This window comes from Sphingomonas hominis, assembly GCF_013328205.1.
Classification (GTDB): Bacteria; Pseudomonadota; Alphaproteobacteria; order Sphingomonadales; family Sphingomonadaceae; genus Sphingomonas; species Sphingomonas hominis.
This window is the reverse complement of the sequence record NZ_JABULH010000001.1, coordinates 378,984-403,993: the sequence shown is the minus strand read 5'-3', so window position 1 is coordinate 403,993 and position 25,010 is coordinate 378,984. Positions and strand designations below refer to the sequence as shown.

Below are 25,010 nucleotides of genomic sequence, written 5' to 3'. Positions count from 1 at the left end.
AAGCGCCGCTGCCACACACTAGCGCCACTCGCCACCTGCCCCTAGAGCGAGGCGATGATGCGGCACCAGGGAGGCCGCGCGCGGGAGGATGATCGGTGACACGCAGGCTTGAGCATTTCCCCAATCTGGTCGCGATGTTCTTTACCCGCGCGGCCGAGAAAGGCGACGCGCCGTTCCTGTGGGCGAAGCGCGACGGTGCCTGGGCCTCGATCACGTGGCGCGAGGCGGCCGAGCGGGTGGCGCGGCTCGCGGCGGCGCTGACCGCGATCGGGATCGAGCGCGGCGACCGCGTCATGCTGGTGAGCGAGAACCGGCCCGAATGGTGCCTGTCCGATCTCGCGATCATGGCGGCGGGCGCGGTGACGGTGCCGACCTACACCACCAACACCGAGCGCGATCACACGCACATCATCGAGAATTCGGGCGCCAAGGCGGTGATTGTCTCGACCGACAAGCTCGCCAAGACGCTGATGCCCGCGATCCTGCGCTCGATCCAGCCGCAGATCCTGATCGGGATCGATCCGGTCCGGCTGGGGCAGACGCCGTTCGACGTCTACGACTGGCAGACGCTGATCGACACGCACGCGGCAAGCGTGCAGGACGCGCGCGGCGCAGCGGATTTCGCACGCACCGACCCCGCCTGCATCATCTACACCAGCGGCACCGGTGGTGCGCCGCGCGGGGTGGTGCAGCACCACGGCGCGATCCTCCACAACGTCAAGGGTTGCTGCGACGTCATCTCGGAAGACCTGGGTTGGGGCGACGAGGTGTTCCTGTCGTTCCTGCCACTCAGCCACGCCTACGAACATACCGGCGGACAGTTCGTGCCGATCGGGCTCGGCGGGCAGATCTACTATGCGGAAGGGATCGAGAAGCTCGCCGCCAACATGGAGCAGACGCGCCCGACGATCATGTTCGTGGTGCCGCGCCTGTTCGAAGTATTACGTACCCGCATCTCCAAGGCGATCGAGAAGCAGGGCGGTCTGTCAGCAAAGTTGCTCGCCGCCGCGCTCGACATCGGCACGAAGCGCTATGCGAACGAACTCCGGCTCGCCGACCGACCCAAGGCGCTGCTCGTCGACGCGCTGTTCAAGCCAAAGATCGCGAAGAAATTCGGCGGCCGAATGAAGGCGATGATCTCGGGCGGCGCACCGTTGACGCCTGAGGTCGGCATCTTCTTCCAATCACTCGGCGTGACCTTTCTTCAGGGCTATGGTCAGACCGAGGCGGCACCCGTCATCTCGTGCAACCGGCCGAGAGCCGGGGTGACAATGGACAGCGTCGGGCCGCCGCTGCCCGATACGGAGGTCCGTATCGCCGACGATGGTGAGATCCTGGTGCGCGGCGAACTCGTGATGCACGGTTATTGGCGCAATGACGCCGAGACGGCGCGCGTGTTGCAGGACGGCTGGCTCCACACCGGCGACATCGGCGAGTTCGATGAACGCGGGCGCATCCGCATCACCGATCGCAAGAAAGACCTGATCATCAACGACAAGGGCGACAATGTCGCGCCTGCCAAGGTCGAGGGGATGCTGACGCTCCAGCCCGAGATCGCGCAGGCGATGATCGCCGGCGACCGCAAGCCGCACATGGTCGCGGTGCTGGTGCCCGATGCCGAATGGACGCAGGACTGGGCACGCGCGAACGGGCTGTCGGGCGGGTACAAGGGGCTGGTCGACAATCAGGACTATCGCGCGGCGCTGCAAAAGGCGGTCGACCGCACCAACCGCGACCTGTCGGTGATCGAACGCGTCCGCCGCTGGGTGATCGCCGACGAACCCTTCGCGATCGAGAACGAGCAACTGACGCCGAGCCTGAAGATCCGCCGTCACGTGCTGCGGAAGATCTACGGCGAGCGGCTGGAGGGGCTGTACAAGGGCTGAGCCGCGCGAAGCTCGTGCCTCGCGCGGCAAATGAGGTTACATCGCCGACAAGCGGTGTAACGCCTGCTATTTCGTCCCTTCGATCGAAGAAGAGGCCCCTAGCGCCGGCGCGGCCTTCTTCGGCATCACCGTCATCGTCCAGTCTTTGTCGGGCCGCAGGTATTTCGCCGCGGTGGCTTGCAGCACCTCGGGCGTGATGGCCGTCATGTCGGTGACGAGGCTCTGCGTCGCTTCCACGCGTTTCGGATCGTAGCTGCCGCCCTGTAATTGCGCGAGCCAGAACTGGTTCCCCGACGAGGCGCGCGCCATGTACTGGAGCATCGGGACAATCGTGCGCTTCAGCTCGTCGGCGTCGATCGGCGTCGAGACGAGCTCGGCGGCGATCTGACGCGATAGCTGGAAGAACAGCGGCACGCGGTCGGGCGCGACCTGACCCAGCGCGATCAGGCGACCGCCGCCGGGCAGCCCGGCGGGCCATTGGCTCTGCGCGCTAGGCGAGTAGCTGGCTCCCGCAACCGAGCGGAGGCGATCGAACAGCCGGTCGGAGAAGACCGCCGCCAGCACGTCGAGGCGGCGACTCTCGGCATGGTCGGCCGATCCGCCGCCGGTCGGCCAGGCGATCACCGCCGCGGCCTGCGTGTCGGCGCCGTCGTGCGTGCGGATGACGGGCGTGGCGTTGTGCGCCGGGAAGCGGACGGGAGCCGAGGCGCGCGTGTCGGGTGTGCGGGGTTTCAGCGCGCCGAAGCTCTTGGCGATCGCGGCGATCGCCTGGTCGGCCGTTGTGTCGCCGAACACGTCGACCTCGATCGGGCCGGTCGCGAGCAGCGGCTCCCATAATTTGCGGAAGTCGGCGGCGTTGAGCGCGTTGATCTGCGGCAGGTCGGGCGGACCCCAGCGCGGATCGCCGTCGCGCAGCAACCGCTCGAGATCGCGCGACAGCACGCCGTCGGGCGACGACGACAGCCCGGCATAGCCCGCGAGCGCCGCGGCACGCGCGCGCGCGACGGGTGCGGGATCCCAGCCGGGTGCGGCGAGCTTGGCCGCCATCAGCGTGAGATTGTCGGCGTAATCGCCCGGTGTGGTGATCGCGCCCATGGTGAACGCGTCGTCGCCGATGTCGAAATCGAGCCCCATGCGGCGCCCGGCGGTGAGTTGATCGAGATCGCCCTGCCGCAGCTTGCCGATGCCGCTCGCCACCAATGCGTTGTCGCCCGCCCAAGCGACGGTCGGACGGTCGCCCGGCAGCGCGAGATAGCCGTGTCCGAAGCGCACCCGGATGTAGACGCGGCCGGTCTCCGACGAGTTCGGGTAGATCAACGCGCGCATGCCGTTGGAAAAGGTCACCTGCTCGATGCCGGGATCGGCGGACACGGTCGTGCGCGCGGTGACCTTGCCGGGCGCACCCAGCTTGGGCACCTTGGAGAAGTCGACCGCCGCCTGCTGGCTGCGCTTGCCCGCGAGCTTCGACACGTCGGCCTTCAAGGCGGCGGCGAGCTTGGCCGCGGCGCCCGCGTCGGCGGTGCGCGTGTTGAGGAGCGCGCGTGTCGCGTCGCCCTTGAACAGGCGATTGGTCGATTCGAGCATCGCGGCGGGGGTGAAGAACCCCTTGGCGCGCGCGTCCTGCAGGATCTTGTACGAGGTTTCCGGCCCGGCGACCGTTTCACGGATGTCGAGCGCGCCGACCATGTCGTCGGCCTGCTTCGACCCCGCCTCGACGCGCGCGGTGGCGACTTCGTTCTTCATCGCGGCGTCGAACTCGGTCAGTTCGCGGTCGACCTCGGCCTGCGTCGGTGCGGTCGCCATCGCGTCGGCGATCACCGCGCGCACGTCCTTCAACGCCGCTTCCCAGTCGTCGCCCAAGGGCACGATGTTGGTGAAGGTACCGTTCGCCGAACGCGACACGTCGTCGAGGCTGACCGATGCTTGTAGGAAACTGCCACCAGCGCGCGCGCGCGTCTCCAGCCGGCGGTTGATGACGCGCAACGCGACGAAGTCGACCAGGCGCTTCTGATTGAAGATGATCGTGTCGTCCTGGAACGTCCATGGACGCAGCACCGCAGTGGCGACGATCGGCGGCAGCGAGGGCTCTACCACCGTCTTCGTCGGCGGCGCGTTCGGGTCGGGCTTGCCGAAGTCGGGCGCGGAGACCGCCGGACCGTGGCCGGTCCAACTCGCGAAATTCTTGACGATCAGCGTCGCGGCGGTGGCGGGATCGATATCACCCGACAGGATCACGACCGTATTCTCGGGCCGGTACCAGCGATCGTGGAACGCCTGCACCGCCGCCGGGGTCGCGGCTTCCAACGTCTTGATCGTGCCGATCGGCGAGCGTTCGGCGAGCGGTTGGCCGGCGAAGAAGGTCTGGCGCAGTGCGTCGCCGTAGCGCACCTGCGGCCCCGGCGCCTCGCGCTGCTCGGCGAGCACCGCAGGACGCTCGGCGGCGAGGCCCTGCGCGGTGATCGCGGGTTCCTGCATCATGCCGGCGAAAATCTTGAGGCTTTCGTCGAGGTTCGCCTGCGTGGCGCCTGGCAGGTCGAGCTTGTAGACGGTCTGCGTCGGGGTGGTCGACGCGTTCGAGTCCGAGCCGAAGGTGGCACCGAAGCGCTGCCACACGCGCTTCGCCTCGCCGTCAGGAACGTATTTGGAGCCGCGGAACGACAGATGCTCGATCAGGTGCGCGAAGCCCTGCTCGTCGTCCTTCTCGTAGAGCGAACCCGCATCGATGCGGACGCGCACCGCGACCTGGCCCGGCGGCACGCCGTTCTTGCGCACGGCGTAGCGCAGTCCGTTGGGTAGGCGTCCGAAATACCATGCCGTGTCAGGCGGGATGTCCGATCCCTTGAACAGCCAGGGTGCGGTGTCGACCTTGACCGAGGCGGGATCGACCGGCGTGGCGTCGGGCGTCGACGCCTTGACCGAAGGAGCAGGCTTGCCGTTCCCGACGCGCTGACCGGCGGCGGCCGGAACGAGCGCGGTAGTGAGGAGAAAGGCGACGAGCGGCTTCGACAGCGCGCGTGCGGATAAGCTCATATGTAACCTGTGTAGGCATGGTGCGGCGCCTCCGCAACGTCCAGCGCGACGCGGAGCATGCCAGAGAAGGCGCGGGGAAACACATTGCTGACCCGTCCGCACGGGGACACTCACGCTTCGCCGCATCGATGCCATCATTTCGTCGCGTTGCGCCGGTAGCAGAGCGCTACCCACCCCGGACACGCGCATGACCGGAGCGGATCGAGCCAAGCAGTGGACAGTGCCATGATTGCAGAAAAGCTTGTCGAACCGGGCACGTGGCAGCGCAGCACGGGCGCGAAGGCGACGATCCCCGACCCGAACGTCATCTCGGGCGCGCCGGCGCCGGGTGCGGCGATGAAGGCGGAAGGCAATCGCCCGCTGATCATCCGCGTCGGCAAGCATCTGCGCGGGATCTTCGACCGGCTGATCGCGGGATCGTCGCTGGTGCCGAACGATCCGGTGCTCGACGTGCGCGATTTCGCTTGGACGCAAGGATTGCGCGACGAGTGGGCGGCGATCCGTGCGGAGGCGACCGCGGCCGCGCTGGTGGGCCATGCCGCGCCGAGCCTCGCCACGATCTCGCCCGACCACCGCTCGATCGCGGAAGTGAACAAGTGGCGGTCGTTCTTTCTGTGGGGTTACGGCTATCCGATCGACGACAATCTAGCGCGCTGCCCGCGCACCAAGGCGGTGATCGAGGCGATCCCGGGGCTGAACTCGGCGTTCTTCTCGATTCTGGCGCCGGGCACGCACATCCCGGCGCATCGCGGCGTGACCAAGGGGCTGATCACCTGCCACTTGGGATTGATCGTGCCGCGCGACGGCGATGTACGGATGCGCGTCGACGACCGTATCGTGCGCTGGTCGGAGGGGCAGACGCTCGTGTTCGACGACACCTACGATCACGAGGTGTGGAATGACACGGAGAGCACCCGCGTCGTGCTGCTGATCCAATTTGAGCGCCCGCTGCGTCAGCCGGGCAAATGGTTCGCGGACCTGTTCCTCGGCTTCGTCAAGCGCAGCGCGTTCGTGCAGGAAGCGCGCGACAATGTCGCCAAATGGAACGCGGCGGTAAAGCAGCTGGACGTGTGAAGGCGGGGCACGCGCGCTGAAACGATCGCTTTCGCGCAACCCGCTTGATCCAGCCGTCGCCTCGGGCCACATCGCGCCCATGCTGATCGAGACCGAAGTCACGCCGAACCCGGCGACCCTGAAGTTCCTGCCGAACCGCGTCGTGATGGATGAGGGCACGCGCGACTTCGCGACGCCCGAGGAAGCCGAGGCGAGCCCGCTGGCGCAGGCGTTGTTCGACCTGGGCGACGTGACCGGCGTGTTCTTTGGGCGCGATTTCGTGTCGGTGACGGCGGCACCCGGTACGTCGTGGGCGATGCTCAAGCCCGACGTGCTCGGCATTTTGATGGATCATTTCGCGGCACAGATGCCGCTGTTCCGCCCGGCCACGGCCGGCTTCTCGGTACCGGCGGAAGAGGAAGCTTTTGCCGATGATCCTGCTGATGCGGACATCGTGGCGCAGATCAAGGACTTGATCGAGACGCGCGTGCGCCCGGCGGTGGCGAACGATGGCGGCGACATCGTCTATCGTGGCTTCGACAAGGGCAAGGTGTATCTGCGGATGCAGGGTGCGTGCGCGGGGTGCCCGTCGTCGAGCGCAACGCTGAAGAACGGCATCGAGCAATTGCTGCGCTATTACGTGCCCGAAGTGAGCGAAGTGCGCGCGGTCTGATCCGCAGCCCTTTAGCCTTTCTCGACCTTTCGGAGCCTTCATGTCCCAGCCCCTGAACGACGCCGCGCTCGACCAGCTGTTCCGCACCGCGCGCAGCTACAACGGCTACACCGATCAGCCCGTCAGCGAGGACGATTGCCGCGCGATCTGGGAGCTGGCGAAGATGGGGCCGACCTCCGCCAACCAACTGCCCGCGCGATTGGTTTGGTGCAGGTCTGACGCGGCCAAGGCAAAACTCGCCGATTGCTGCTCGGAGGCGAACAAGCCCAAGGTGTTGAGCGCGCCGGTGACCGTCGTCATCGGCATGGACACCGAGTTTCACGAGCATCTGCCCGAGTTGTTCCCGCACACCGACGCCGAGAGCTGGTTCGACGGCAATCGCGAGCTGCGTGAAGCGTCGGCGTTCCGCAACTCGTCGCTGCAAGGTGGGTACCTGATCCTGGCGGCACGCGCACTCGGCTTCGATATCGGCGCGATGTCGGGGTTCGACGGCGGCGCGGTCGACAAGGCGTTCTTCGCTGACACCCCTGCGGTCCGCACCAACTTCATCATGACGCTCGGCCACGGCGATCCCGGCTCGGTGTACGACCGTAGCCCGCGTCCTGCGTTCGAGAAGTTCAACACGGTTGCATGAAGCCGCGCGGGCGGCGAAAGCCTGCGCGATGCTTCTCCTGCTTTCCGAGCCGCTGACGTGAGCGACGCAGCCCGCCTGCTCGTCATCGACACCGCGACCGCCGCTTGCTCGGTCGCACTATTCGAGAACGAGACGCTGCTCGCACGCCGGCACGACGTGGTCGGGCGCGGCCATGCCGAGCGGCTGCTGCCGATGATCGCCGAGCTGCCGGACGGCGGGCGCGCGCGCCACATCCTGGTCGATGTCGGGCCGGGCAGCTTCACCGGCATCCGCGTCGGGATCGCCGCGGCACGCGCGCTGGCGCTCGGCTGGGGAGCCGAGGCGCGCGGGTATAGCGCGCTGGCGCTGATCGCGGCGGCGGCGCTGGCTGATGGCGACGTAGGTGAGCTTGCGGTGGTGACCGAAGGCGGGCACGGTGAGGTCTTCATGCAGGTGTTCGCCGCCCCTTTCCGCGCGCTGGGTGAGGTGCAGTCGCTCCGTCCCGAGGCGGCGCTCGCCGCGCTGGGCATGCGCCGCGCGGTGGGTAGTGGAACGCGCTGGCTGGCGGACCTCGATCCCGACTTTCCGGTCGCGAAAGCCTGGCCCGATGCGGCCGACGCGCTGCTGCTGCCGCCCGACTATCGCGCGCTTTCCCCTGCCCCGCTCTACGGCCGCGCGCCCGACGCGAAACTGCCCTCACCCAAGGCGCCGCGGTGAGCACGCAACTCCACGCGGTCGAGATCGCGAGCGGGCGCGTCAGCGACGCCGACGCGGTCGACCGCGTGATGCAGGCGGCGTTCGAGCCGCGCTACGGCGAGGCGTGGACGCGTGCGCAATGCGTGGGCATCCTGACCATGCCGGGCGTGTGGCTGACGCTCGCGCGGATCGAGGGCGAGCTGGTCGGCTTTGCCTTGGTCCGCGCGATCATCGACGAGGCGGAATTGCTGCTAATTGCGGTCGATCCGGCCTGCCGCCGCCGCGGCGTCGCGGGTGCGCTGATGCGGTCGATGCTGGCCGAATGCCGTGGACGCGGTGTTCGCCGCGTCCATTTGGAGGTACGCGCCAACAATCCCGCGGTCGCGCTCTACGCCGCGCACGGGTTCACCAAGGCGGGCGAGCGGCGCGATTATTATCGCGCCAAGTCGGGCGAGAGTTTCGACGCGCATACTTACGCCCGTGACGTCTAAGCTTTTTGCGAGTCGGTAGCGCTTTTCGCAACAAGCCCGACGCTTTAAGAGCGCGTTCATGCCTCGCAACATCGATCTCGAAGCCCTTTGCCAGCAGAAGGGCCTGCGCATCACCGAGCAGCGCCGCGTCATCGCGCGCGTGCTGTCCGAAGCCGACGACCACCCCGACGTGGAAAAGGTGTATGAGCGCGCGTCGAAGATCGACTCCGGTATCTCGATCGCGACCGTGTACCGCACGGTGCGCCTGTTCGAGGAAGCCGGCATTCTCGACCGTCACGATTTCGGTGACGGCCGCGCGCGCTACGAGCCGAGCCCGGAGGCGCATCACGATCACCTGATCGACGTTGAGACGGGCAAGGTGATTGAATTCGTCGATCCCGAACTGGAGCAATTGCAGAAGGCGATTGCGGAGAAGCTCGGCTTCCGCCTGGTCGATCACCGGATGGAATTGTACGGCGTCAGCCTCACCCGCAAGGATTGAGGACGCCGGCTGAGACCACAGGCATGAGTGGCGCGATCTGGACGGCGATGCGGCTGGCGCTGCTCGTCGTCGCGTTACTGGTGGGCCTGATGCTGCACGGCGCGTGGCGGCTGGTGCGCGCGCCCTCCCCCTGGCCGCGGCGATTCCTCGGCACGGTCGCGCGGATCGTCGGCGCGCGGGTGCGCGTGGTCGGGCAGCCGCTCAAGCGCGACGTGGTAGTGCTCGCCAACCACCTGAGCTGGATCGACATCCTGCTGCTCGCGGGCGCGAACGGCACCGCCTTCGTCGCAAAGGCCGAGTTGCGCGCCGTGCCGCTGATCGGCTGGCTGTGCACGCTCAATCACACGATCTTCGTCGCGCGCGGCGACCGGATGAACGTTGCGGCGCAGGTGGCGCAATTGCGCGACGCTCTGTCACAGCCGTGGCCGGTGACGATCTTTCCCGAAGGCACGACCGGTGACGGCGTGACGCTGCTGCCGTTCAAGGCGGCGCTGCTCGGCGCGCTCGATCCGGCGCCCGCCGGGCTGATGGTCCAACCCGTGCGGATCGATTATGGTGCGGCGACGGCCGAGCTCGCCTGGGTCGGCGACGAGCCCGGCATCGACCACGCACGCCGCGTCCTCGCGCGCGCCGGACGCTTCACCGCGACGCTGCACTTCCTCGAACCGTTCGCGTCCAGCGGCGACCGCAAGGCGATTGCGGCCGAGGCGCGCGGGCGAATCGCCGCCGCCGCACGGTAGCGATCTACGACGCTTTGCCTTATGGGCACGCGCATGAAATCGCCCCCGAAAACCTTTCACGTCAAGTCGTTCGGCTGCCAGATGAACGTCTACGACGGCGAGCGCATGGCCGAGTTGATGACCGCCGACGGCCTGACCGCGACCGACGACGCCAATGCCGCCGACCTCGTCGTGCTCAACACCTGTCACATTCGCGAGAAGGCGACCGAGAAGGTTTATTCGGACATCGGCCGCATTCGGAAGCATGCCGGCAAGGATGGGCGCGCACCGATGATCGCGGTGGCGGGCTGCGTCGCGCAGGCCGAGGGCGCGGAGATCGTGCGCCGCGCCAAGGTCGACGTGGTGGTCGGGCCGCAGGCGTACCATAACCTGCCGCGGCTGGTCGCCGACGCGGCGTCGGGCAGTGCCGCGCTCGACACCGACATGCCGCTCGCCTCGAAGTTCGGCGCGCTGCCTGCCCGTCGCAAGGTCGGGCCGAGCGCGTTCCTGACCGTGCAGGAGGGGTGCGACAAATTCTGCACCTATTGCGTCGTGCCCTACACGCGCGGCGCGGAGGTGAGCCGGTCGTTCGCGCAGGTGCTGGATGAGGCGAAGGCGCTGGTCGATGCCGGCGCACGCGAGATCACGTTGCTGGGGCAGAACGTCAACGCGTGGGAGGATGCGGACGGTCGCGGGCTGCACGACCTGATCCGCGCGATGGACCGCATCTCAGGCCTGTCGCGCATCCGCTACACCACCAGCCACCCCAACGACATGCGCCAGGGATTGATCGACGCGCACCGCGATGTCGAAAGCCTGATGCCGTTCCTCCATCTGCCGGTGCAGGCGGGCGCGGACCGGGTGCTCAGGGCCATGAACCGCAGCCACACGCGCGATAGCTATCTTCGGCTGCTCGACCGCATCCGCGACGCCCGCCCCGACATCGCGCTGTCGGGCGATTTCATCGTCGGTTTCCCCGGCGAGAGCGAGGCCGAGTTCGCCGAAACGCTGAGCCTGGTCGATGCGGTCGGCTACGCACAGGCATATTCGTTCAAGTACAGCCCCCGCCCCGGCACGCCGGCGGCCGACATGGCCGAACAGGTCGCGCCCGAGGTGATGGACGATCGCCTGCAACGTCTGCAGGCCGCGCTCAACCGCGATCAGGCGGCGTTCAACGCGGGCACGCTCGGGCAAACGTGCAGCGTGCTGGTTGAGCGGCGCGGCAAGCTGCCGGGGCAATGGCTCGGGAAGTCGCCGTGGCTGCAATCGGTTCACCTGATCGGCGATTACGCGATCGGCGACGTGGTGGAGGTCACGCTGACGCAGGCCGGGCCGAACTCGCTGGCGGGCGAGGCGCGCGTCGCGGTCGCGGCCTGAGCGCAGGGAGTGACGATTTCCTGATCTGGGCGATGCACGCGGCAGTTGCGCACGCGCCCGCGAGTGCTCACCTTGGGGTGTGCAACGAAAGGACCGCATGAGTCGCAAGCCTGCTCCCGCCCAGACGGGGGAACGTGCCCGCGTCGAACTCCTGTTCGACAGGCCGCAACTGCTGGTGCAGTTGTTCGGCCAATACGATCAGCATCTGGTCGCGCTGGAAAACCGGTTGGGGGTCTACATCACCGCGCGCGGCAATCGCGTCGGGCTGGAGGGGACCGCCGAGCAGGTCGCGCTGGCGCGTGACGTGCTGAACGACCTGTACCAGCGGCTGCAACGCGGCGAGGAGGTCGATACCGGCCTGGTCGACGCGTCGATCGCGATGGCGGCGGAGCCGGTGCTGACCGGCATCATCCGCGCCGACGCAGGGCCCGGTGCGCCATCGGTGATGATCCGCACGCGCAAGAAGACGATCGTGCCGCGCACCGCGGCGCAGGCGCATTACATGCGCGAGCTGACCACCAACGACATGATCTTTGCGCTGGGGCCGGCGGGTACGGGCAAGACCTATATCGCGGTCGCGCAGGCGGTGGCGCAGCTGATCACCGGCAGCGTCCAGCGGCTGATCCTGTCGCGCCCCGCGGTCGAGGCGGGCGAGCGGCTCGGCTTCCTGCCCGGCGACATGAAGGAGAAGGTCGATCCCTATCTTCGCCCGTTGTACGACGCGCTGTACGACTGCCTGCCCGCCGAGCAGGTCGAGCGGCGAATCGCGTCGGGCGAGATCGAGATCGCACCGATTGCGTTCATGCGCGGGCGCACGCTCGCCGACGCGTTCGTGATCCTCGACGAAGCGCAGAACACGACGCCCGCGCAGATGAAGATGTTCCTGACCCGCTTCGGGCAGAACAGCCGCATGGTGATCTGCGGCGACCCCAACCAGACCGACCTGCCCGGCGGCGTCCGCGCGAGCGGCCTTGCCGACGCGACGCAGCGGTTGGACGGGGTCGAGGGCATTTCGCTGTGCCGCTTCACCGCAGCCGACGTCGTGCGCCACCCGATCGTCGGGCGCATCGTCGAGGCATACGAGGGGGTCGAGGCATGATCCACGTCGAGCTGACGCGCGAGGCGCCTTGGGATGACCGCACCGACTGGGACGCGCTGATCCTTGCTGCCGCGCGCGCGGCGGTGTCGCGTACTCCGCACGGCGAACTGCTGACCACCCCGGCGCACGTCGAGGTGAGCGTCCGGCTGACCAGCGACGACGAGGTTCATGCGCTCAACAGGCAATATCGCGGCAAGGACAAGCCGACCAACGTGCTGTCGTTCCCGATGGTGCAGCCCGATCTGATCGATACCGTTACGCAGAACAGCGACGACGGCGAGGTGCTGCTGGGCGACATCGTGCTCGCCCACGGCATCTGCGAGCGCGAGGCAGCGGAACGCGGCATTTCGGTCGAGCATCACCTGTCGCACCTGGTGGTGCACGGGACGCTGCATCTGCTAGGCTATGATCACGGCACCGACGAAGAGGGGGACGCGATGGAGGAAATCGAACGCGCGGCGCTCTCCGAACTCGGCATCGCCGACCCGTATCTGATCCGAGAGGAATGACGCAGCCACTATGGCCGAGGACCGAAGTAGCGCCGCGCACGGCGGCGACCCCAATGAACAGAATATCTGGAGCGGTCTGCGCAACCTGATCTTCGGCGAACAGCGCGAGGAAACGCTGCGTGACCAGCTGGAAGAGGTGATCGACCGGCACGAGGACGATCCCGGCCCCGACGCCAAGGGCGACCTGACCCCGCTGGAGCGGCAGATGGTGCGCAATCTGCTCCATTTCGGCGAGCGCGACGCGGGCGACGTCGGCGTGCCGCGCGCGGACATCATCGCGGTGGAGGAGCGCACCACGTTCGACCATCTGGTGCAGGTGTTCGCCGAAGCGGGTGTCAGCCGCCTGCCCGTCTACCACGAGAACCTCGATACGATCGTCGGCATGGTCCACATCAAGGACGTGTTCAACATCCTGGCCGGTGGCGCCGCGCGCCCGGCCGAGATCACCGCGCTGATCCGCCAGCCGCTCTACGTGCCGATGTCCCGCGGCGCGCTCGACCTGCTCGCCGACATGCGCCAGACGCGCGTCCACCTGGCGGTGGTGCTCGACGAATATTCGGGCACCGAAGGACTCGTCACGATCGAAGACCTGATCGAGGAGATCGTCGGCGAGATCGAGGACGAGCATGACGAAGCGCGCGAGATGCTGCTGGTGCCGATCGACGGCGGCGCGTGGGACGCCGATGCGCGTTGCGAACTGGACGATATCGCCAAGACGATCGACCCCCGCCTCGCCGAGGTGGAGAATGACGTCGACACGATCGGTGGGCTGACCGCGGTGCTCGCGGGCCACGTGCCGGTGGTCGGCGACTGCCTCGACCATCCGAGCGGGTGGAAGATCGAGGTGATCGACGCCGACGAGCGGCGCGTCAATCGTGTGCGGCTGCACCCGCCGGTGATCCCGCCCGACGCGGACGACGAGTGATCGCCTGATCGAACATAACGATCAGTGGCGACGTGATTTAGCGTTTCCCCGATCAATCGTCACCGGTTAGACACAGATACCCACTAATTCGAGCCGCGCCTGCACGACGTGCGGGAACCAAGCGGCCGCAACGCGCCGACGAGGAGCAAGAAACACATGGACGCCATTACCGAAGGCAGCCCGATCAACGATCCGAGCAAGCAGCCCGCCGCGATGCGCTCGCTGCTGGGTCGCACCGCGCGCGATTGGTGGCCCGACACGCTGCCGCTCGAGATCCTGCAAAGCGACGGCCAGCCCGCCAATCCGATGGGCGCCGAGTTCAACTATCGTGAAGCGTTCAAGACGCTCGACTATGCCGCGGTGAAGGCTGATCTGACCGCGCTGATGAACGACAGCCAGCCGTGGTGGCCGGCCGATTACGGTCACTATGGTCCGTTCTTCATCCGCATGGCGTGGCACTCTGCCGGCACCTATCGCACCGGCGACGGTCGCGGCGGTTCGTCGTCGGGCGCGCAGCGCTTCGCGCCGCTCAACTCGTGGCCGGACAACGGCAACCTCGACAAGGCGCGTCGCCTGTTGTGGCCGATCAAGCAGAAGTACGGCCGCGCGCTCAGCTGGGCCGACCTGTTCATCCTGACCGGCAACGTCGCGATCGAGTCGATGGGCGGACCGACCTTCGGCTTCTCGGGCGGCCGCGAGGACGTGTTCGAGCCGCTCAAGGACATCTACTGGGGCACCGAGGAAGAGTGGCTCGGCCAGACGCGGATCGACGAGGAAGCCGGTCTCGCGCTCGAGAACCCGCTCGCCGCGATCCAGCACGGTCTGATCTACGTCAACCCTGAGGGTCCGGGCGGCAAGCCCAACCCGATGGGCTCGGCACGCGACATGCGCGAAACGTTCGCGCGCATGGGCATGAACGATGAGGAAACCGCTGCGCTGACCGCGGGCGGCCACACGTTCGGCAAGGCGCACGGCAACGGTGATTCGTCCAAGGTCGGCCGTGAGCCGGAGGGTTCGGACATCGCGGCGCAGGGCCTGGGCTGGACCAGCACGCACGGCACCGGCATGGGCGACGACACGATCACCTCGGGCATCGAGGGCGCGTGGACGCCGACGCCGATCACCTGGGACATGACCTATTTCGACATGCTCCTGGATCACGAGTACGAACTGACCAAGAGCCCGTCGGGCGCGAACCAATATCATCCGGTCGGCGATCCCGAGGACACGTTGGCGCCTTCGGCGCACATCGAGGGCAAGAAGGTCCCGACGATGATGACCAGCGCCGACATGGCGCTGCGCGAGGACCCCGCCTACCGTGCGGTGATGGAGAAGTTCCGCGCCGATCCGGCCTACTTCGCCGACGCATGGGCACGCGCGTGGTTCAAGCTGACCCACCGCGACATGGGTCCCAAGCAGCGCTACATCGGCCCCGAAGTGCCGAGCGAGGACCTGATCTGGCAGGATCCGATCCCCGCTGCCGACTACAAGCCGATCGACTCGTTCGACGTCGCCGACCTGAAGAAGACGATCGCCAATTCGGGTCTGGAGATCAGCGAGCTGGTCACCACCGCCTGGGCATCGGCCTCGACCTATCGCAAGTCGGACCACCGCGGCGGTGCCAATGGCGCGCGAATCCGCTTCGCGCCGCAGAAGGACTGGGACGTCAACGAGCCGGAACAGCTCGCGCGCGTGCTCAAGGTCTATGAGGGCATCAAGGCCGAGTTCGACGCCAAGGACCCGAGCGAGGGTGCGAAGCGCGTCTCGATCGCCGACCTGATCGTGCTCGGCGGCAACGTCGGGATCGAGGCGGCGGCGAAGGCGGCCGGTCACGAGGTTGAGGTGCCGTTCACCCCGGGCCGCACCGACGCGCTGGAGGAGCAGACCGATGCGGCGAGCTTCGACGTGCTCGAGCCCAAGGCCGATGCGTTCCGCAACTACCTGCAGGTGCGCTTCACCGTGCCGACCGAGGAGTTGATGGTCGACAAGGCGCAGTTGCTCGGTCTGTCGACGCCGGAGATGGCGGTGCTGATCGGCGGTCTGCGCGTGCTGGGCACCAACCACTCGAACGCGAAGCAGCACGGCGTGTTCACCGACCGTCCGGGCCAGTTGACCAACGACTTCTTCGTCAACCTGCTCGACATGAAGACGGCGTGGAAGCAGGTCGATGAGAAGAGCGATCAGGAATATGTCGGCACCGACCGCATCAGCCATGAGCATCGCTGGACCGCGTCGCGTACCGACCTGATCTTCGGCTCCAACTCGCAGCTGCGTGCGGTGGCCGAGGTTTACGCGATGAACGACGCGGGCGACAAGTTCGTCAGCGACTTCGTGGCGGCCTGGAACAAGGTGATGAACGCGGATCGCTACGACCTGCTGTGATCCATGTAGTTGCGCCCGCCGGCACCAGCCGGTAGCGCAGCCACCAACACGGTGAAGGGCGGATCGCTTCCTGCGGTCCGCCCTTTCCATTCGAGATCGGCGACGCAAGCCCTTCGGGTCGCACCGGGAGCTGCCTAGTCGGTGGCCGTCGGCATGCCCCCCATGCCGGCGGCCTTATCGTTTCCCCGCATCCTTTCGCCGCGCACAAGCCGCGTGCATCGTACCGCGCGAGCGCTTACATATCGCTCATGCTCAAGCATGTGCTCGCCGTCTTCGGCCTGATCGTCCTCGTCGCCATCGGCATCTTTGTGTGGCTCGCCTGGCCCGACCAGGCCAAGCTCGACGTCAACGCGGTCGCGGGCGCGCGTCCCGACATCACCGCGCCGCGCCAGCAGGTCATCCCGACGGTCGGCACCGCCGATCCGATCGGGTGGAAGAACGGCGAGCGCCCCATCGTCGCTGCGGGCCTGCGTGTGCAACCGTTCGCGACCGGGCTCGACCATCCGCGCTGGCTGTACCGCCTGCCCAACGGCGATGTGCTGGTGGCCGAAACCAACTCGCCCCCGCGCGAGGGTGGCGGCATCAAGAATTGGGTGATGAAGACGCTGCTCGGCCGCGTCGGCGCGGGCGTGCCCTCCGCCAACCGTATTACCTTGCTGCGCGACGCCAACGGTGATGGCGTAGCGGAGTTGAAGACGCCGTTCATGACCGGGCTCAACTCGCCCTCGGGCATGGTGCTGTTCGAGGGTCAGCTCTACGTCGCCAACACCGACTCGCTGGTGCGCGTGCCCTACACCGCGGGCGAGACGAAGATCACTGCCAAGCCCGAACTGGTCATCCGTTATCCGGGTGGCGGCAACCACTGGGCGCGCAACGTCATCGCCTCGGAGGACGGACGCACGCTCTATTTGTCGGTTGGTTCGTCGTCGAATGTGGCCGAGAACGGGCTCGACCAGGAACGCAACCGCGCCGCCATCCTCCAGGTTTTCCCGAAGGAAAAGACCTTCCGCATCTACGCCGCGGGCCTGCGCAACGCCAACGGCATGGCGCTCAACCCCGACACGCGCGCCTTGTGGACCGTGGTCAACGAGCGCGACATGCTCGGCTCCGACCTCGCGCCCGATTACCTGACGGCAGTCGAGTTCGGCGATCACTTCGGCTGGCCGTGGTATTATTGGGGTGGCTATCCCGACCCGCGCGTCGAGCCGAAGAACCCGGAACTCCAGCAATATTCCAAGCGTCCCGATTACGCGCTGGGGCCGCACGTCGCGGCACTCGGCCTGTCGTTCGCCAACGATGTGCGGCTGGGCGACCGCTTCGCGCGCGGCACCTTCGTCGGCGAGCACGGATCGTGGAACCGCAAGCCGCTGTCGGGCTATAAGATCGTGTTCGTCCCCTTCACCCCGCGCGGTTGGCCGGTGAAGGGCGCGAAGCCGATCGACGTGCTGACCGGCTTCGTCAACGCGGACGGCGAGGCGCACGGCCGGCCGGTCGACGTGAAGGCGGACGCGCGCGGCGGTCTGCTGGTCGCAGACGACGTCGGCAACACGATCTGGCGGGTCAGCGGGAACCAGCCGGTGGTCGCGGCGGCACGCTGACGATGGAGGCGGCGCGCGGTCGCGCGTCGTTCTCGGCACAACGGGTCGTCGACGCTCTCGCTTTCATCGTCGTCACGGTGGCACTGGCGAAGGCGAGCCAATATGCCGCCGTGTCACGTATCGGTCCCGCAATCGGCTTTGATGCGGCATCGCTGCTCGGTGCCGGGCCGGTCGTGACTGTCGCGGCTATCATGCAACGCCGCCGGCGCAGGCTGCGGACGACCGCCTTTGCGGATTATTCGACCAGATAGCGATCGAGTGCTGCGGCCAATTCGTGGCAGCAGGCGCAACTGGGGTGCGCAGACCTTTCGATCGTCACCCGAATCGTTTCGAGCACGTCGCGGTGGAGAACGGCAAGCAATTCTGGATCAACGCCGCGCCATCCGGCGTCGCCCTCGACCGGTGCATCGAGCACCGGGATCAACACGTCACGCATTAAACAAAGGTCCCTTCGCCCCTTGAGCGAACGACCCACCGCTTCGTTGCGGGTACCTCCATTGTGGAGGTTATTTGCTACTCAAGCAGCTTGGGGCCTTCCTTCTGCAACTTGGCGCGGAGCTGGTCGCCGAACATCGCCAGGAAACCCGGCAGCTCGAACGAGGCGTGGACGTTGCTGTCGCTGACATCGAGCCGCACCGCCACGCGCTGCCCCATGCCTTCGGCGACGAAGTTGAGCGTGTCGCCGGTCCAGTGATGTTCGGCGACGTGACCGCCGGGGATGAAGCCGGCGAGCTTGCCGAAGCCGCCCTCGATCCGCTGCTTGGCGGCGGCCTTGCCAAGGCGGTGCGGCAGGTCGACTTCGATCGGCTGGCTCATGCGGGCATCTCCTCGGTCGCGAACAACATCTGATCGTCGACGAACGCCTTGAACTCCAACGCGTTGCCGGAGGGATCGCGGAAGAACATCGTCGCCTGCTCGCCGACCTGCCCTTTGAAGCGGACGTGCGGCTCGATCCCGAACGTCACTCCCGCGGCGGCCACGCGGTCGGCGAGCGCCTGCCAGTCGGGCATGGTCAGCACGACCCCGAAATGCGGCACCGGCACGTGATGGCCGTCAACTTCGTTCGCAACGGCGACTGCTCTCGCCGCGGGATCTAGGTGCGCGACGATCTGATGCCCCATCAGATCGAAATCGATCCACTGATCGCTCGACCGCCCTTCGCGGCAACCGAGCACGCCGGCGTAGAACGCACGCGCGGCCGCGAGGTCATGGACCGGAAAAGCGAGGTGGAATGGCCTGAGTGTCATAGGAACCGGTCTAAAGCGCGCTGGGCGCTCCGTCACGCCCCCGTTCGCGCTGCCGGTGATGCGTATCACTTGTGCCGCGTGTGCCGCTCGCGCAAACACGCGCGAGCCCGCGGCGTTCGCGCGCGGCATCGAGGAAGTCCGGTTGTTCGTCACGCTTATCCGCCATTATCCCGCGCTCTCCGCCTTGTTGCTCGGCGCAGCGGCGGCGTGCGGGTTCGCGCCGCTTCAGCTCTGGGTCCTGACGCTCACCTGTTTCGCGGGCTGGATGTGGCTGGTGCACGACGCGCCGACGTGGAAGGCGGCATTGTGGCGCGGTTGGGTGTTCGGGGTCGGACACTTCACGATCAACGACAATTGGTTTCAGCACGCCTTTGATTTTCAGGACAAGATGCCGCCCGTGCTCGGCTATGTCGCGCCCCTCGCGCTCGCGCTCTACCTCGCGGTCTATCCGATGGTCGCGGCCGGGATCGCGTGGCGCTGGCGCGCGCGCCGCATCGACCTCGCCTGGGTGCTGCTGTTCGCCGCGGCGTGGATCGCGACCGAGTGGGTGCGAAGCTGGATGTTCACCGGCTACGCCTGGGACCCGCTCGGCGTCGTCTGGGTACCGGTGCAGCCGGCGGCGATGCTGGCGCGCTGGGTGGGCACCTACGGCCTGTCGGGGCTGACGGTGCTGCTCGCGGGCCTGCTGCTCGTCGGTGGACGCCGGCGGCTCGGTCCGGCGATCGCGGGCCTCACGGTCGTGCTGCTGCTCATCGCGCAGGCGTTCAGTTACCGCGACACGGCGCCTCCGCTCACGCCCACGACCCCGCGCGTCGTTGTGGTGCAACCCAATGTCGCGCAGGACGAGCGCGGTGAGAGCGACGGCGAGATGATGCTGCGTCGCCTGTCGGCGCTGTCGGGCCGCCCCGGCAGCGCGCCGCGACTGGTCGTCTGGCCCGAAGGCGTGGTCCGCGACTTCATAGAGGACGATTATCCGTTCTGGGTCTACGGCGACCGCAGCCCCTACCTCATCCGCGAGCGGATGGCCGCACTGCTGGGACCGCGCGACCTGCTGCTGACCGGCGGCACCGCGCTGACCTTCGATGGAAAGGGCGATATCACCGCCGGCTACAATTCGGTGTTCGCAGTTACGCCCGACGCGCGGCTCGCCGCGCGCTACGACAAGGCGCACCTCGTTCCATACGGCGAGTATCTGCCAATGCCGTGGCTGCTCAAACCGCTCGGCCTCGCGCGGCTGGTGCCGGGCGATTTTGACTTCCTGCCCGGACCCGGTCCGCGCACGCTCGACACGCCCGGCTTCGGCGCGATCGGAACCCAACTCTGCTACGAGATTATCTTCTCCGGCCAGGTGGTCGATCCCGCGAATCGCCCGCGCCTGCTGTTCAACCCGTCGAACGATGCGTGGTTCGGCAGTTGGGGCCCGCCGCAGCATCTGGCGCAGGCGCGGATGCGCGCGATCGAGGAAGGGCTGCCGGTCGTTCGCGCCACGCCCAACGGCATCTCGGCCGTGATTGCCGCCGACGGTACGCTGCTCGCCACCGTGCCGCACCTGCGGGCGGGCGCGATCGAGGCGGGGCTGCCGCCGCCTGCCGACCCTACGCTGTTCGCGCGTGCCGGCAATCTGATGGCGGGCATCGTCGCGCTGGTGCTGGTCGCTGCCGCTCTTGTCCTCCGCCGCCGCGCGCGATAGTGATGACTTAAAGCTATCTTTATATCGTTATCTGTTGCGGAGCTTTCATGCGCCAGTCGTTCCTGTTCACCTCCGAGTCCGTGTCCGAGGGCCATCCCGACAAGGTCGCCGACCAGATTTCCGACGCGATCGTCGACCTGTTCCTGTCCAAGGACCCGCAGGCGCGCGTCGCGTGCGAGACGCTGACCACCACCAACAAGGTCGTGCTGGCGGGCGAGATCCGCGGCAAGGGCGTTTACGAGAACGGCGCCTGGGCGCCGGGCATCGAAGCGGAGATCGAACAGGCGGTGCGCGACACCGTTCGCCGCATCGGCTACGAGCAGGACGGCTTCCACTGGCAGACGTTCGACTTCTCGAACAATTTGCACGGCCAGTCGGCCGAGATCGCGATGGGCGTCGACGAGGCCGGCAACAAGGACGAGGGCGCGGGCGACCAGGGCATCATGTTCGGTTACGCGACCGACGAGACGCCCGGCTTGATGCCCGCCACGCTCTACTACAGCCACCAGATCCTTGAGCGCATGGCCGCCGACCGCCACTCCGGCGCGGCGCCGTTCCTGGAGCCCGATGCCAAGAGCCAGGTGACGTTGCATTACGAGAACGGCGCGCCGATCAAGGCGACCGCACTGGTCGTCTCGACGCAGCATAAGAAGGGCTTCTGCGAGAAGGGCGACAATGCCGACGCCGCCAAATACGCGCAGTTGAAGGATTACGTCACCGGCGTGCTGACCGACGTGCTGCCCGACGGTTTCGTGGGTGCGGACACCGCGATCTACATTAACCCGACCGGGGCGTTCGAGATCGGCGGGCCGGACGGCGACGCCGGCCTCACGGGTCGCAAGATCATCGTCGACACCTACGGCGGTGCCGCCCCGCACGGCGGCGGCGCGTTCAGCGGCAAGGACCCGACCAAGGTCGACCGCTCGGCCGCGTATGTCGCGCGCTATCTCGCCAAGAACGTCGTCGCGGCGGGGCTCGCCAAGCGCTGCACGATCCAGCTCTCCTACGCGATCGGCATCGCGGAGCCATTGTCGGTGTACGTCGACCTGCACGGTACCGGTTCGGTCGATGAAGCGGTATTGGAGCAGGCGCTGCCAAAGCTCGTGCGCCTGACGCCCAAGGGCATCCGCGAGCATCTGAAGCTCAATGCGCCGATCTACTCGAAGACCGCGGCCTACGGTCACTTCGGCCGCGAGCCGGAAGGTGACACCTTCACCTGGGAAAAGACCGACCTGGTCGACCAGCTCAAGGCCGCAGTCGCTTAACGTTCGCCGCAGCCTACTCGATCAGCCCTCCTCCGCTCATGTCGGAGGAGGGCTTTTCCTTGTCGCTAGCTCAGCGCAGCACGTAGCGACGAACCGCCTGCTCGCCGCGATCGAGCACGACGCCGGCAATCCGCTCCGACACCCATCCGACGATCGCGCCGCTCAAGACGTCGCTGGCGTAGTGCGCACCGCGCGGCACCTGCATCCCGCCCGCGATTACCGCCACGACGCGTGCCGGTGCGGCGAAGCGCGGCACTTCGTGCGCCACCGCCTGCGCGACCGCCAACGCACCCGCGGTGTGGCCTGACGGAAACGCATTCGCCGCCTTGTCGTCGGTGCCCGAACCCGGCTTGATCTCGGGTCCGTCCTCGACCGCATTCGGCCGGCGGCGATCGACCGCGCCTTTCAACACCGTCTTCAACCCGTTGGCGACGAGATGCGCCGCGAACATCCGCGCACCGGTGCGCAGCGTCCTTGGGTGCCGCAACACCGCCCCCGTGGCCAGCGTGGCGAGGCTCAGCGCGATCAGCGGCGGCTCGTCCGCGGCCTTGGCGAGCGGGGTCAGCGCGCGGATCAGTGCCGATCCATTCAGCTCGAGTACGGGCTCCAGCAACCGATGCTCGGCCTCGGCCGCTTGTTCGATCACGCGTGAAGCGGTCATTGGTCCGATCCTCCATCCGGCATTTCGGGGCGCACCTGGCCGTGCGCCAGCACCGCGAACAGCCCTGCCCCGCCGACCAAATTGCCGAGCACCGCGGGCGCGATCTGCGTGAACAGCGCGCCCGTCACGTTTATATGGCCGGTCCATAGCAGGGTGAACGCCTCGGCCGATCCGACCACCGAATGGCTCAGCCCGGTGATCCCGACCGTGTAGGTGATGGCGTAGATGACCAGAAACGATTGTTCGCGCGCATTGGGCAGCATCCAGGCGATCGACGCGATCATGAAGCCGGCCGGGATCGCGGTCCAGAACGTCGACGCCGCGTCGTGGCGCAGGATCACCTCCGACACGCTCACCATGCCGTCGCGCAGCGAGGCGTCGAGCATCGGCAGATGCGTGAGCGCGAAGGTGGTCAGCGCGGTGCCCGCCAGATTGGCGAGGATCACGAGACCCCACAGGCGCAGCGTACGCTTGAGCGTCCACCACGACGGACGCGTCACCAGCGGCAGCATCGCGGTGATCGTCGATTCGGTGAAGAACTGCATTCGTCCCAGAACGACGATCACGAAGCCGATCGGATAACCGAGCGAGACGACCAACGTACGCCACGGCGCTTCTCCGATGCTGGCATGAAGCGCCGCTTCGGCCAGCAGCGAGGCGTTGATCGCGAACCCTGCCGCCAGCCCTGACCAAAGCAACGAGGCGGCAGGCCGGTTGACCTCTGCCTCGCCCTCCTGGCGTACCGCGCGGTGAACCTCCTTGGCGTCGGCGGCCTTGAGCTCTTCAATGTCTTCCTGATCGACCTTTTCCGACATCGCTACTGAACCAGCGACGCGGGTCAGGGTTGCAGTGCTGCCGTGTAAGCGCCGAACCGCTTCGCCCCACCCCTCGCTCGCGGACAGGCTAGACGGCGGCGACATGCGTTAGTCCCGAGCTAGCACGCTGTGATCCGGATTTTAGCCTTTCAACGTGGCTCCAGACACCTCCGTTCGCGTCATAAGCAGCGATCGTCATGCTCGCTTCTGTTCACTTGACCACAGGGAGACGGTGCTAAGCTCGCCGACCTTCTGCGCGATCGCGTGCATCATTCGACCGTAAGCATCCGCAAGCAATTGAAAGGCTCGGTCCGCCCCGCTTCATCCCGCCCGAGCATCGCTTTTGGCTACACGCCGGGGCTTAGCTCGCCGAAATCTTCGTACACACACCTACGCAACGCTCGTTGCGACTGCGCGATCACGGGTTCCGAACAACCGAGTTCGAGACGATCGCCACGAGGGTTCACAACGAGCGACGGCTCACGAACGTTAAGTCCGATGGGGCAGTCAACCGTCGCGCCGATGGCTTCGCTAAACCCCCACAGCGCGAACGACCCAATCACCGGCGCGGCGCGTCAGCACTCAATTCGTTTCTCGACGTTCCGTTTTGTCGCGTCAGCGGCTAGGCGCGCGCGGATGAACGATCCCACTACGATCCGCCGGCTCTACGGACGCCGGCAGGGCCACGTCCTGCGCGCAGGCCAGGCAGCATTGGTCGACGAGTTGCTGCCGCGCGTGGCGGTGCCCACCGAAGAGCCGCTCACCGCCGAGCGGTTGTTCGGCGACGCACGTCCGATGCAGGTCGAGATCGGCTTCGGCGCGGGCGAGCATCTTGCCGAGCAGGCGAAGGCCGCGCCCGCGACCGGCTTCATCGGTTGCGAGCCGTTTCTGAACGGCGTCGTCGGCGCGCTCGGCCACATCCGCGACGGCGGGCTCGGCAACGTGCGACTTCATATGGGCGACGCGCTGGAGGTGATCGAGCGGCTGCCCGACGCCAGCCTGGAACGCGTCTATCTGCTCCACCCCGATCCCTGGCCGAAGGCACGCCATGCCAAGCGGCGGATGATGAACCACGGCCCAATGGACCTGATCGCCGCCAAGCTGAAGCCGGGATGCGAGTTCCGGCTCGGCACCGATGATGAGATCTATTGCCGCTGGGCGATGATGATCATGGACCAGCGCCGTGATTTTACGTGGCAGGCGCAGAGCCCCGGCGATTTCCTGACGCGCCCAGATGACTGGCCGGAGACGCGCTACGAGCGCAAGGCACGCCGCCACGGACACGAGGTCTGGTATTTCCGCTACATTCGCGTGTGATCGCACCGGCTTGGCTGCCGGAGTGCGGCGTTCCGGGTGAGCGGCCATCCTACCGCTCACCCCCCTCGCAGCGCCGGTCCGACCGGCGACATCCTCCTGCGCGCATTATTATGGGTTGCGGCTAAGGCAGTCGCCTAGACCAGCGCGGGACCAAAAAAAAGGCCGGGAAGACCCGGCCTGTAAAAGTTTTTAGGAGAGGATGCCTGAAAGGCCCGATCCTTGTGCAGCGCAGCAGCTCTCCGCGCAAGTGCAATGTGATCGCTACCAGCTTGCAAAATATGCAATCGCTTAACTACCTCTGCGAATGTTTCGCAGAAGCGGCATCTCGTCGGCAGCGATCCGAACAGTAGATGACGTTGTCCCAGTCACGCTCCCACTTTTTCCGCCACGCGAACGGGCGCTCGCATACCGGGCAGATCTTTGTCGGAAGGTTGAGCTTCTTGTGCGCCATGATCGACGCCCAACGCGCCAACGTGGCTGAGG

At 67.0% G+C, this 25,010-nt stretch carries 25 protein-coding genes; 18 read left to right on the top strand and 7 right to left on the bottom strand.

The features are described from left to right. The first annotated feature begins 134 nt into the window (after positions 1-134). Positions 135-1,886, top strand: a complete 1,752-nt coding sequence (locus HRV97_RS02060) for an AMP-dependent synthetase/ligase (RefSeq protein ID WP_174192617.1) — start codon at positions 135-137, stop codon at positions 1,884-1,886. 66 nt (positions 1,887-1,952) lie between these two features. Here the strand turns inward: HRV97_RS02060 and HRV97_RS02055 are convergent, their stop codons facing one another. Further along, positions 1,953-4,916 carry a M16 family metallopeptidase gene (locus HRV97_RS02055; RefSeq protein WP_174192030.1) on the bottom strand — a complete coding sequence of 988 codons (2,964 nt, stop codon included), beginning with the start codon at positions 4,914-4,916 and terminating at the stop codon, positions 1,953-1,955. 225 nt (positions 4,917-5,141) lie between these two features. Between HRV97_RS02055 and HRV97_RS02050 the strand changes: the two genes are divergently transcribed. From HRV97_RS02050 to HRV97_RS01985, 14 genes are all read left to right on the top strand, one after another. Continuing rightward, positions 5,142-5,990, top strand: coding sequence for an aspartyl/asparaginyl beta-hydroxylase domain-containing protein (locus HRV97_RS02050; RefSeq protein WP_174192029.1), 849 nt, complete (start codon positions 5,142-5,144; stop codon positions 5,988-5,990). Between the two features lie 79 nt (positions 5,991-6,069). After that, positions 6,070-6,642: a NifU family protein gene (locus HRV97_RS02045; protein WP_174192028.1), complete on the top strand. Its 573-nt coding sequence runs from the start codon at positions 6,070-6,072 to the stop codon at positions 6,640-6,642. Between the two features lie 40 nt (positions 6,643-6,682). Next, positions 6,683-7,276, top strand: coding sequence for a malonic semialdehyde reductase (locus HRV97_RS02040; protein ID WP_174192027.1), 594 nt, complete (start codon positions 6,683-6,685; stop codon positions 7,274-7,276). 57 nt (positions 7,277-7,333) lie between these two features. Continuing rightward, positions 7,334-7,972, top strand: coding sequence for a tRNA (adenosine(37)-N6)-threonylcarbamoyltransferase complex dimerization subunit type 1 TsaB (gene tsaB, locus HRV97_RS02035; RefSeq protein ID WP_174192026.1), 639 nt, complete (start codon positions 7,334-7,336; stop codon positions 7,970-7,972). Beyond that, on the top strand, positions 7,969-8,442 hold the full coding sequence (gene rimI, locus HRV97_RS02030; RefSeq protein ID WP_174192025.1) for a ribosomal protein S18-alanine N-acetyltransferase: 474 nt from the start codon (positions 7,969-7,971) through the stop codon (positions 8,440-8,442). Before tsaB ends, rimI begins: the two co-directional genes overlap by 4 nt. A 58-nt stretch (positions 8,443-8,500) precedes the next feature. After that, the gene (locus HRV97_RS02025; RefSeq protein ID WP_174192024.1) at positions 8,501-8,923 is read left to right on the top strand and encodes a Fur family transcriptional regulator; all 423 of its coding nucleotides are present in this window, start codon (positions 8,501-8,503) and stop codon (positions 8,921-8,923) included. 23 nt (positions 8,924-8,946) lie between these two features. Continuing rightward, positions 8,947-9,663 carry a lysophospholipid acyltransferase family protein gene (locus HRV97_RS02020; RefSeq protein ID WP_174192023.1) on the top strand — a complete coding sequence of 239 codons (717 nt, stop codon included), beginning with the start codon at positions 8,947-8,949 and terminating at the stop codon, positions 9,661-9,663. A gap of 21 nt (positions 9,664-9,684) precedes the next feature. Beyond that, entirely contained in the window at positions 9,685-11,019 is a 1,335-nt protein-coding gene (miaB, locus tag HRV97_RS02015) for a tRNA (N6-isopentenyl adenosine(37)-C2)-methylthiotransferase MiaB (RefSeq protein WP_174192022.1), read from the top strand. Positions 11,020-11,116: 97 nt separating this feature from the next. After that, on the top strand, positions 11,117-12,118 hold the full coding sequence (locus tag HRV97_RS02010; RefSeq protein ID WP_174192021.1) for a PhoH family protein: 1,002 nt from the start codon (positions 11,117-11,119) through the stop codon (positions 12,116-12,118). Then, complete coding sequence (gene ybeY, locus HRV97_RS02005; protein ID WP_174192020.1) at positions 12,115-12,627, top strand: rRNA maturation RNase YbeY; 513 nt, start codon at positions 12,115-12,117, stop codon at positions 12,625-12,627. The genes HRV97_RS02010 and ybeY overlap by 4 nt, the downstream gene beginning before the upstream one ends. Before the next feature lie 10 nt (positions 12,628-12,637). Then, the gene (locus HRV97_RS02000) at positions 12,638-13,552 is read left to right on the top strand and encodes a hemolysin family protein (RefSeq protein WP_174192019.1); all 915 of its coding nucleotides are present in this window, start codon (positions 12,638-12,640) and stop codon (positions 13,550-13,552) included. A 156-nt stretch (positions 13,553-13,708) separates the two neighbouring features. Beyond that, entirely contained in the window at positions 13,709-15,934 is a 2,226-nt protein-coding gene (katG, locus tag HRV97_RS01995; protein WP_174192018.1) for a catalase/peroxidase HPI, read from the top strand. A gap of 248 nt (positions 15,935-16,182) precedes the next feature. Then, positions 16,183-17,532 carry a PQQ-dependent sugar dehydrogenase gene (locus HRV97_RS01990; protein ID WP_174192017.1) on the top strand — a complete coding sequence of 450 codons (1,350 nt, stop codon included), beginning with the start codon at positions 16,183-16,185 and terminating at the stop codon, positions 17,530-17,532. 2 nt (positions 17,533-17,534) lie between these two features. Continuing rightward, positions 17,535-17,783, top strand: coding sequence for a hypothetical protein (locus tag HRV97_RS01985; RefSeq protein WP_174192016.1), 249 nt, complete (start codon positions 17,535-17,537; stop codon positions 17,781-17,783). Here the strand turns inward: HRV97_RS01985 and HRV97_RS01980 are convergent. The 3 genes from HRV97_RS01980 to HRV97_RS01970 all read right to left on the bottom strand — a co-directional run bounded on the left by HRV97_RS01980 (position 17,768) and on the right by HRV97_RS01970 (position 18,779). Then, positions 17,768-17,956, bottom strand: a complete 189-nt coding sequence (locus HRV97_RS01980; RefSeq protein ID WP_174192015.1) for a hypothetical protein — start codon at positions 17,954-17,956, stop codon at positions 17,768-17,770. The two genes, HRV97_RS01985 and HRV97_RS01980, sit on opposite strands and share 16 nt — an antisense overlap. An 89-nt stretch (positions 17,957-18,045) precedes the next feature. After that, entirely contained in the window at positions 18,046-18,348 is a 303-nt protein-coding gene (locus tag HRV97_RS01975; protein WP_174192014.1) for a polyhydroxyalkanoic acid system family protein, read from the bottom strand. After that, positions 18,345-18,779 carry a VOC family protein gene (locus HRV97_RS01970; RefSeq protein WP_174192013.1) on the bottom strand — a complete coding sequence of 145 codons (435 nt, stop codon included), beginning with the start codon at positions 18,777-18,779 and terminating at the stop codon, positions 18,345-18,347. Before HRV97_RS01970 ends, HRV97_RS01975 begins: the two co-directional genes overlap by 4 nt. A gap of 58 nt (positions 18,780-18,837) precedes the next feature. On the opposite strand from HRV97_RS01970, the gene lnt reads away from it, so the two are divergent. Next, positions 18,838-20,469, top strand: coding sequence for an apolipoprotein N-acyltransferase (lnt, locus tag HRV97_RS01965; protein WP_174192012.1), 1,632 nt, complete (start codon positions 18,838-18,840; stop codon positions 20,467-20,469). A gap of 47 nt (positions 20,470-20,516) precedes the next feature. After that, positions 20,517-21,734 (top strand): methionine adenosyltransferase, encoded by a 1,218-nt coding sequence (metK, locus tag HRV97_RS01960; protein WP_174192011.1) that lies wholly within the window; start codon positions 20,517-20,519, stop codon positions 21,732-21,734. 70 nt (positions 21,735-21,804) lie between these two features. Here the strand turns inward: metK and HRV97_RS01955 are convergent, their stop codons facing one another. Beyond that, on the bottom strand, positions 21,805-22,395 hold the full coding sequence (locus HRV97_RS01955) for a phosphatase PAP2 family protein (RefSeq protein WP_174192010.1): 591 nt from the start codon (positions 22,393-22,395) through the stop codon (positions 21,805-21,807). After that, entirely contained in the window at positions 22,392-23,210 is an 819-nt protein-coding gene (locus tag HRV97_RS01950; protein WP_174192009.1) for a formate/nitrite transporter family protein, read from the bottom strand. The genes HRV97_RS01955 and HRV97_RS01950 overlap by 4 nt, the downstream gene beginning before the upstream one ends. A 636-nt stretch (positions 23,211-23,846) precedes the next feature. On the opposite strand from HRV97_RS01950, the gene trmB reads away from it, so the two are divergent. Continuing rightward, positions 23,847-24,527 carry a tRNA (guanine(46)-N(7))-methyltransferase TrmB gene (gene trmB, locus HRV97_RS01945; RefSeq protein WP_174192008.1) on the top strand — a complete coding sequence of 227 codons (681 nt, stop codon included), beginning with the start codon at positions 23,847-23,849 and terminating at the stop codon, positions 24,525-24,527. A gap of 292 nt (positions 24,528-24,819) precedes the next feature. On the opposite strand, the gene HRV97_RS01940 is transcribed toward trmB, so the two are convergent. Next, complete coding sequence (locus HRV97_RS01940) at positions 24,820-24,978, bottom strand: DUF2256 domain-containing protein (protein ID WP_174192007.1); 159 nt, start codon at positions 24,976-24,978, stop codon at positions 24,820-24,822. Between the last annotated feature and the right edge of the window lie 32 nt (positions 24,979-25,010).

What these genes read in the sequence shown, in the direction of transcription:
- HRV97_RS02060 (WP_174192617.1), top strand. Translation starts at nt 135, where the DNA reads ATGTTCTTTACCCGCGCGGCCGAGAAAGGCGACGCGCCGTTCCTGTGG.
- HRV97_RS02055 (WP_174192030.1), bottom strand. Translation starts at nt 4,916, where the DNA reads ATGAGCTTATCCGCACGCGCGCTGTCGAAGCCGCTCGTCGCCTTTCTC.
- HRV97_RS02050 (WP_174192029.1), top strand. Translation starts at nt 5,142, where the DNA reads ATGATTGCAGAAAAGCTTGTCGAACCGGGCACGTGGCAGCGCAGCACG.
- HRV97_RS02045 (WP_174192028.1), top strand. Translation starts at nt 6,070, where the DNA reads ATGCTGATCGAGACCGAAGTCACGCCGAACCCGGCGACCCTGAAGTTC.
- HRV97_RS02040 (WP_174192027.1), top strand. Translation starts at nt 6,683, where the DNA reads ATGTCCCAGCCCCTGAACGACGCCGCGCTCGACCAGCTGTTCCGCACC.
- HRV97_RS02025 (WP_174192024.1), top strand. Translation starts at nt 8,501, where the DNA reads ATGCCTCGCAACATCGATCTCGAAGCCCTTTGCCAGCAGAAGGGCCTG.
- HRV97_RS02020 (WP_174192023.1), top strand. Translation starts at nt 8,947, where the DNA reads ATGAGTGGCGCGATCTGGACGGCGATGCGGCTGGCGCTGCTCGTCGTC.
- miaB (WP_174192022.1), top strand. Translation starts at nt 9,685, where the DNA reads ATGGGCACGCGCATGAAATCGCCCCCGAAAACCTTTCACGTCAAGTCG.
- HRV97_RS02010 (WP_174192021.1), top strand. Translation starts at nt 11,117, where the DNA reads ATGAGTCGCAAGCCTGCTCCCGCCCAGACGGGGGAACGTGCCCGCGTC.
- ybeY (WP_174192020.1), top strand. Translation starts at nt 12,115, where the DNA reads ATGATCCACGTCGAGCTGACGCGCGAGGCGCCTTGGGATGACCGCACC.
- HRV97_RS02000 (WP_174192019.1), top strand. Translation starts at nt 12,638, where the DNA reads ATGGCCGAGGACCGAAGTAGCGCCGCGCACGGCGGCGACCCCAATGAA.
- katG (WP_174192018.1), top strand. Translation starts at nt 13,709, where the DNA reads ATGGACGCCATTACCGAAGGCAGCCCGATCAACGATCCGAGCAAGCAG.
- HRV97_RS01990 (WP_174192017.1), top strand. Translation starts at nt 16,183, where the DNA reads ATGCTCAAGCATGTGCTCGCCGTCTTCGGCCTGATCGTCCTCGTCGCC.
- HRV97_RS01985 (WP_174192016.1), top strand. Translation starts at nt 17,535, where the DNA reads ATGGAGGCGGCGCGCGGTCGCGCGTCGTTCTCGGCACAACGGGTCGTC.
- HRV97_RS01975 (WP_174192014.1), bottom strand. Translation starts at nt 18,348, where the DNA reads ATGAGCCAGCCGATCGAAGTCGACCTGCCGCACCGCCTTGGCAAGGCC.
- HRV97_RS01970 (WP_174192013.1), bottom strand. Translation starts at nt 18,779, where the DNA reads ATGACACTCAGGCCATTCCACCTCGCTTTTCCGGTCCATGACCTCGCG.
- lnt (WP_174192012.1), top strand. Translation starts at nt 18,838, where the DNA reads ATGCGTATCACTTGTGCCGCGTGTGCCGCTCGCGCAAACACGCGCGAG.
- metK (WP_174192011.1), top strand. Translation starts at nt 20,517, where the DNA reads ATGCGCCAGTCGTTCCTGTTCACCTCCGAGTCCGTGTCCGAGGGCCAT.
- HRV97_RS01955 (WP_174192010.1), bottom strand. Translation starts at nt 22,395, where the DNA reads ATGACCGCTTCACGCGTGATCGAACAAGCGGCCGAGGCCGAGCATCGG.
- HRV97_RS01950 (WP_174192009.1), bottom strand. Translation starts at nt 23,210, where the DNA reads ATGTCGGAAAAGGTCGATCAGGAAGACATTGAAGAGCTCAAGGCCGCC.
- trmB (WP_174192008.1), top strand. Translation starts at nt 23,847, where the DNA reads ATGAACGATCCCACTACGATCCGCCGGCTCTACGGACGCCGGCAGGGC.
- HRV97_RS01940 (WP_174192007.1), bottom strand. Translation starts at nt 24,978, where the DNA reads ATGGCGCACAAGAAGCTCAACCTTCCGACAAAGATCTGCCCGGTATGC.